At 71.0% G+C, this 6,397-nt stretch carries 5 protein-coding genes; 1 reads left to right on the forward strand and 4 read right to left on the reverse strand.

The features are described 5' to 3' along the window. Nucleotides 1-17: 17 nt before the first annotated feature. Together GL263_RS19025 and GL263_RS19030 are read right to left on the reverse strand one after the other, a co-directional pair. Complete coding sequence (locus GL263_RS19025) at nt 18-932, reverse strand: rhomboid family intramembrane serine protease (RefSeq protein WP_182856937.1); 915 nt, start codon at nt 930-932, stop codon at nt 18-20. A 212-nt stretch (nt 933-1,144) separates the two neighbouring features. Beyond that, nucleotides 1,145-1,672 (reverse strand): peptidylprolyl isomerase, encoded by a 528-nt coding sequence (locus tag GL263_RS19030; RefSeq protein WP_182856938.1) that lies wholly within the window; start codon nt 1,670-1,672, stop codon nt 1,145-1,147. A gap of 251 nt (nt 1,673-1,923) precedes the next feature. Here GL263_RS19030 and GL263_RS19035 point away from each other — a divergent pair, with 251 nt between their 5' ends. After that, nucleotides 1,924-2,571, forward strand: coding sequence for a DUF5324 family protein (locus tag GL263_RS19035; protein ID WP_182856939.1), 648 nt, complete (start codon nt 1,924-1,926; stop codon nt 2,569-2,571). A gap of 32 nt (nt 2,572-2,603) precedes the next feature. Here GL263_RS19035 and pknB read toward each other — a convergent pair whose 3' ends face one another. Next, nucleotides 2,604-4,619 carry a Stk1 family PASTA domain-containing Ser/Thr kinase gene (pknB, locus tag GL263_RS19040; RefSeq protein ID WP_182856940.1) on the reverse strand — a complete coding sequence of 672 codons (2,016 nt, stop codon included), beginning with the start codon at nt 4,617-4,619 and terminating at the stop codon, nt 2,604-2,606. Nucleotides 4,620-4,755: 136 nt separating this feature from the next. Continuing rightward, a complete protein-coding gene (locus GL263_RS19045; RefSeq protein ID WP_182856941.1) occupies nt 4,756-6,210 on the reverse strand; it encodes a peptidoglycan D,D-transpeptidase FtsI family protein in 1,455 nt (484 codons plus the stop codon). Nucleotides 6,211-6,397: the final 187 nt, after the last annotated feature.

Here is a 6,397-nt window from a genome sequence, read left to right on the forward strand (position 1 = left end):
GGGGCAGAGGGCGGGGGTCAGCCGAGGAGGTTGATCGTGCGGGCGACGGTGAGGGCGAGGAGGAGGACGGCGACCAGTGCGCACGTGCCCCACTGGACGAGCGCGCGGCGCTCGCGGGGGGCGTGCACCATCGCGTACGCCACGACCGCCCCGACGACCAGCCCGCCCAGGTGCGCCTGCCAGGCGATGTTCAGTCCGGGGACAAACGTGATCACCAGGTTGATGCCCAGCAGCACGGCGATCGGCCGCATGTCGTAGCGCATGCGGCGCATCAGCACGGCCGTCGCGCCGAACAGGCCGAAGATCGCGCCCGACGCGCCGAGGGACATCACGTTCGGCTCCATCAGCCAGTACGTGAGCACGTTCCCGCCGAGCGCGGAGAGCAGGTACAGCGTGAGGAACCGGGCCCGGCCGAGCGCCGCCTCCAGCGGCGGACCGAGGAACCACAGCGCCATCATGTTGAAGCCGATGTGCCAGAACTCCTGGTGCAGGAACGCCGACGTGATCAGCCGGTACCACTCGCCGTCCGCGACGCCGAGCAGTTCCGGCGGGCTGAACGGGTCGAACGGACCTCGCTCCGCGGCCAGGCCGAGCATGGACAGCTGCTCGACGAGGTCCCGGCCGGTGGCCAGCACCGCGACGAAGACCGTGACGTTGATCGCCAGCAGCACCTTGGTGACCAGCTTGGTGTCGCCGACGAGCGTGCCGCCGGCGATCGTGCGCGGCCGGCTGGCGGTGGCCGAGTGGCCGGTGCCGGAACCTCCGCGCACGCACTCCGGGCACTGGTAGCCCACGGACGCGGCGATCATGCACTCGGGGCAGATCGGCCGCTCGCAGCGGGTGCAGCGGATGCCGGTCTCCCGGTCCTGGTGGCGGTAGCAGCCGGGCAGCTGGTACTGCTCCGGGCCCTGTCCGCCCTGCTGGTGCTCCATGGCACTCCCTCGTCCCGGCAGCCGCCCGGCTGCCCCTGCCGCTGTCACGGCGTCCCTGCCGTCGTCACGGCGTTCCCGCCGCTGTCACGGTGTCCTCGCCGCCGCGGGGCGGCCGGCGCACCGGAAACCGCCCCACCCGTCCTACGGACGAGCGGGGCGGTGTGGTTCCCGCGCCGGGCGCGTCCCGGCGCCCGGCCGCGTACCGGCCGGCGTCAGCGCGACTCGACGACGACGGACTCGATCACCACGTCCTGGACGGGGCGGTCGGTGCGCGGGTTGGTCGCCGTCGAGGCGATGGCGTCCACGACCTTCTTGCCGGCGTCGGTGGAGACCTCGCCGAAGATGGTGTGCTTGCCGGTCAGCCACGTGGTCGGCGACACGGTGACGAAGAACTGCGAGCCGTTCGTGCCCGGACCGGCGTTGGCCATGGCCAGCAGGTACGGGCGGTCGAAGGACAGGTCCGGGTGGAACTCGTCGCCGAACTCGTAGCCCGGGCCGCCGGTGCCGTTGCCCAGCGGGTCCCCGCCCTGGATCATGAAGCCGCTGATGACACGGTGGAAGACCGTGCCGTCGTACAGCCTGTCGGTGGTCCGTGCACCGGTCGCCGGGTGCGTCCACTCGCGCTCGCCCCGGGCGAGTTCGACGAAGTTCTTGACCGTCTTCGGCGCGTGGTTCGGGAAGAGCCGGATCTCGATGTCGCCGTGGTTGGTCTTCAGGGTGGCGTAGAGCTGCTCAGCCACGATCTACCTTCCATAGTCCTTTGTGACGGCTACCGATCCTCCCATGCCGTCGTTCGGGGGCGTGCATCGCGTGAATCAGCGCGCCGGGCACCGAACCATGGCATTGTCGGCATTGCGCCACAAAAGCCGCATGGATGTTTCCGTACCGGGCATGCGTGACCCAGATGCCTGCCCGCAGATGTCGAACCGCAACCCGGCAGGCATGCTCGTCGAGTACGCCACCGAGGAGAGCCCACCGAGGAGGAGGAGCCGTGACCCGCATCGATGACGTGCGCGCCAGGACCAAGGGGAGCGCCAAGGAAGGCATGCGGCACGCCAGGGCCGTGAAGGACACGGTGGCCCCCAAGGTCGGTCACGCCGCCAAGGCCGCCGGGTACGGCGCGCTGGAGCAGTACCACAGCCGTCTGGCGCCCCGTCTCGCCCATGCCAGGGAGACGCTTCCCCCCACCCTGGACGACGCCGCCACAAAGGCCGCGCTGCGCACCAGGGAGGCCGCCCGGCACGCCGCCGACTACGCCGGACCCCGGCTGGAGGCCGCCCGCGCGGCGGCCGGCCCGGCGAAGGAGGAGGCCATGGCACGGTCGGGGGCCGCGCTGGCGGCCCTGCGCGGCGAGGTGACCGCCGCCGACGTGCGGAAGATCACCAAGCGCCGCGCCCGCCGCGCCCGCACCGGACGTGTCTTCCGCCGCCTGGCCGTGCTCGGTCTGCTGACCGGCGCGGCGGTCGCCGCCTGGCGCTGGTGGGACCGGCAGGCCAACCCGGAGTGGCTGGTCGAGCCGCCGGAGGCCACCGAGGTCGGCGAGGAGATGAGGGTCAACGCCACGCCGCTCGACCCGGAGGTCGAGGCGAAGGAGGCCGCCGACCGCAAGGCCGAGGAGCCCGGCGGCGAGAACCGCTGACACCGCCCCTCACGCGTTGCCGACGTGGCGTCTCAGCCCCGGCCGAAGCCGTTGGGGCCTCGGATGAAGCCGCCCTCGTCGTCCTCGTCGCCGTCGCCCCCGCCGTCACCGCCGTTGTCGCCACCGCCCCCGCCGGGGAACGTGAAGACCCGCACGGTGGAGTCCTTCGGCACCTCGGTGCCGGCGACCGGGTTGGTGGCGAACACCCGCGCCTTGCCGTCGTCGGGGCCCTGCACCTCCACCTTCAGGCCGGCCTGCTCCAGCGTCTTCCTGGCGTCCTTCAACTCCTGGTTGGAGACGTCCGGCACCCGCACGTTCTGCTGCTCGGGGGCCTTCGCCACCGTCAGCGTCACCTGCGCGTTCGGCGCGGCCTGCGAGCCGGCGCCCGGGTTCTGGTTGAGCACCTGGTCGGCCGGGACCGAGCCGTCCTCCCGCTCGGCCTTCGCCACCACGAAGCCGATGGCCTCAAGCTGCTGCTTGGCGTCGTCGAAGCTCTTGCCGATGACACTCGGAACGGTCCTGGTGACGGTCCGCACGACGGAGATCGTCACCGTGGAGTCCTTCTGGACCTTCGTGCCGCCGCGCGGGTCCTGCGCGGTGACCGTGCCCTCCTCCTCGGTGCCCGAGGAGACGGCCTTCTCCTCCACCTTGAAGCCGGCGTCCGACAGGGTCTCGCGGGCGTCGTCGGCGTCCTGGCCGGTGACGTCCGGCACCTCGACCGGGGCCGGGCCCTTGGACATGGTCAGGGTGATCACACTGTCCCGGGGGGCCTTGGCGCCGGCCGCCGGGTTGGTGCTGCACACCAGGCCCTTGTCCTCCTCGCAGTGCTCGCTGCCGCCCTCCTGGACCCGGAAGCCGACGTTCCCCGCCCGCTTCTCGGCGTCCTGGAGACTCAGCCCGGCCAGCGGAGGCACCTCCACCTCGCCACCCGCCGCGTTGCCGCTGAAGATCACCTTGCCGAGGAAGACCGCGCCGATCAGCACCAGCGCGGCGCCGACCACCAGCAGGATCGTCGAGAGGTTGCTCTTCTTCTGCCCGCCGCGCCGGCCGCGCGGCTCGTCGTAGCCGAACCCGCCGTCGTCGTCCCGGACCGGCGGCAGCATCGACGTACGCGGCTCGGCGGCCCGCAGCGCCTGCGTGGGCCGGTCCTCCGGGTTGCCGGCGTGCCCGTAGCCCACCGGCACGGGCGCGGCGACCGCGCCGACCGGCTGGCCGTCCAGCAGCGCCTCGATGTCCGCGCGCATCTCGTCGGCGGACTGGTAGCGGTAGTCCGGGTCCTTCGCCAGCGCCTTCAGGACGATGGCGTCCATCTCGGGCGTCAGCTCCGGGTCGAACGCGCTCGGCGGCTGCGGCTCCTCCCGCACGTGCTGGTAGGCCACCGCGACCGGGGAGTCCCCGACGAACGGCGGACGGACGGTCAGCAGTTCGTAGATCAGGCAGCCCGTGGAGTACAGGTCGGAACGGGCGTCGACCTGCTCGCCCTTCGCCTGCTCCGGGGAGAGGTACTGGGCGGTGCCGATGACGGCCGCCGTCTGCGTCATGGTCATGCCGGCGTCGCCCATCGCGCGCGCGATGCCGAAGTCCATCACCTTGACCTGGCCGGTGCGCGTCAGCATGACGTTCGCCGGCTTGATGTCGCGGTGCACGATGCCGTTGCGGTGCGAGTACTCCAGCGCCTGGAGGATGCCGATGCACATCTCCAGCGCCCGCTCCGGCAGCAGCTTCCGCCCCGAGTGCAGCAGCTCCCGCAGCGTCGAGCCGTCCACGTACTCCATGACGATGTACGGGATCGACACCCCGTCGACGTAGTCCTCGCCGGTGTCGTACACGGCGACGATCGCGGGGTGGTTCAGCGAGGCCGCCGACTGGGCCTCCCGCCGGAAACGCGCCTGGAACGTGGGGTCGCGCGCGAGGTCGGCCCGAAGCGTCTTGACCGCGACGGTACGACCCAGGCGGGTGTCATGGCCGAGATACACCTCGGCCATGCCGCCACGGCCGAGCACGTGGCCCAGCTCGTACCGGCCGCCTAGGCGACGCGGCTCGTCCATATCTCCAGCCCTCTCCGTTCGTCCCGGCCCGGTTCCGTCGGGCCCGGCGGTGTGCCGCTCGGGCATACGGTACCCGGGTCGCGCGGCCGGTCCCGGCCCTCGGCGGCCGGCGTCCCGCCCAAGCTCCTGCTCACCCTCAGCGCTTGCCGTCGAGAATGGCCTTCATCACATCAACGGCGATCGGCGCGGCCAGACCGCCACCGGAGATGTCGCCCCGGGCCGCGTCGCTGTCCTCGACGATCACCGCGACGGCGACCGGCGAACCGTCGCCGCTCTTGGCGTAGGAGATGAACCAGGCGTACGGGTTGGCCTTGTTCTCCTCACCGCGCTGCGCGGTACCCGTCTTGCCGCCGACCGTCACCCCCGGGATCTTCGCCCGGCTGCCGGTGCCCTTCTCGACGACGGACTCCATCATCTCCTGCAGCTTGCGCGCGGTCTCCGGCGAGACGGCCTGGCCCATCTCCTCCGGCTGGAACTGCTCCACCGTGCTGCGCGGACCCTCCAGCCGGTCCACCATGTACGGCTTCATCAGCTTGCCGTCGTTGGCGATCGCGGCGGTGACCATCGCCATCTGCAGCGGGGTCGCCCGGTTCGACGCCTGGCCGATACCTGCCATCGCGTTCTGCGGCCGGTTGTCCTCCGGGTAGACGCTGGCATCCGCCCGCACCGGGGTGAAAACCTCCGACCCGAAACCGAACTTCTCGGCCTGCTTGATCATCGCCTCGTTGCCGACCTCGTCGCTGATCGCGGCGAAGGTCGCGTTGCAGGACAGCTCCATCGCGCGGCGCAGCGTCGCGTCGTCGCAGAGGCGGTCGTACGCCGAGTTGCCGAGGAGGTTGGTGGACTGCGGCAGCTTGTACGGGCTCTCGATGCCGGTCTTCTTGTCGATGTCGTACTTGCCGCTCTCCAACGCCGCCGCCGCGGTGACCACCTTGAACGTCGACCCCGGCGCGTACGTCTGCCGGATGGCCCGGTTGAGCATCGGGTCGTCCGGGTGGTCCTTGAGCTTGACGTACGACTCGCCGTCCTTGTCGCTGATCCCGGCGAACACCGACGGGTTGTAGGAGGGGGTGCTCGCCATCGCCAGGATGGCGCCGGTCTCCGGGTTGAGCGCGACGACCGAGCCCTTCTTGCCCTTCAGCCCGTCGAACGCCGCCTTCTGCGCCGAGTTGCTGAGGGTGGTGACGACGTTGCCGCCCTCACGCGGCTTGCCCGTGAGCATGTCGACCGTGCGGTTGAAGAACAGCCGGTCGTCGTTGCCGGTGAGTATGCCGTCGTAGATCTTCTCCAGGAAGTTCGCGTCGAAGGCCTGGGAGGAGTAGCCGGTGACCGGCGCCCACATCGGCCCGTTCTTCCACGTCCGCTTGTAGGCGAAGTCGGTCGTGTCGCTCTTCTCCGAGCCGGTGATCGACTTGCCCTCGACGATGATGTTGCCCCGCGGATGCGCGTAACGCTCGATCTTCACGCGGCGGTTGTCGGCGTGGTTCTGGAGCTCGTCGGCCTGGACGAACTGCACCCAGTTCACCCGAACCATCAGCGCCAGCATCAGCAGTCCGCAGAAGATGGCAACCCTGCGCAACGGCTTGTTCATGCCTGTCCCATCTGGCCGCTGGACTCATCGCGGAGGTTTCGGCCGCCTCGCTTGCTCCTGCTGGACTGCCGCTGGGCAGCCCCGACATTTTAGACGGGCGGGCCCGGCCGCCCGGTTCCGTCCCGGGCGGCCGGACGGCGTCCGCGTACCGCCTCGCGGCCGCTGCTACGACCGCACGACCTGGGTC

This window comes from Streptomyces durbertensis (assembly GCF_014156695.1).
In the GTDB taxonomy this organism is placed as follows: domain Bacteria; phylum Actinomycetota; class Actinomycetes; order Streptomycetales; family Streptomycetaceae; genus Streptomyces; species Streptomyces durbertensis.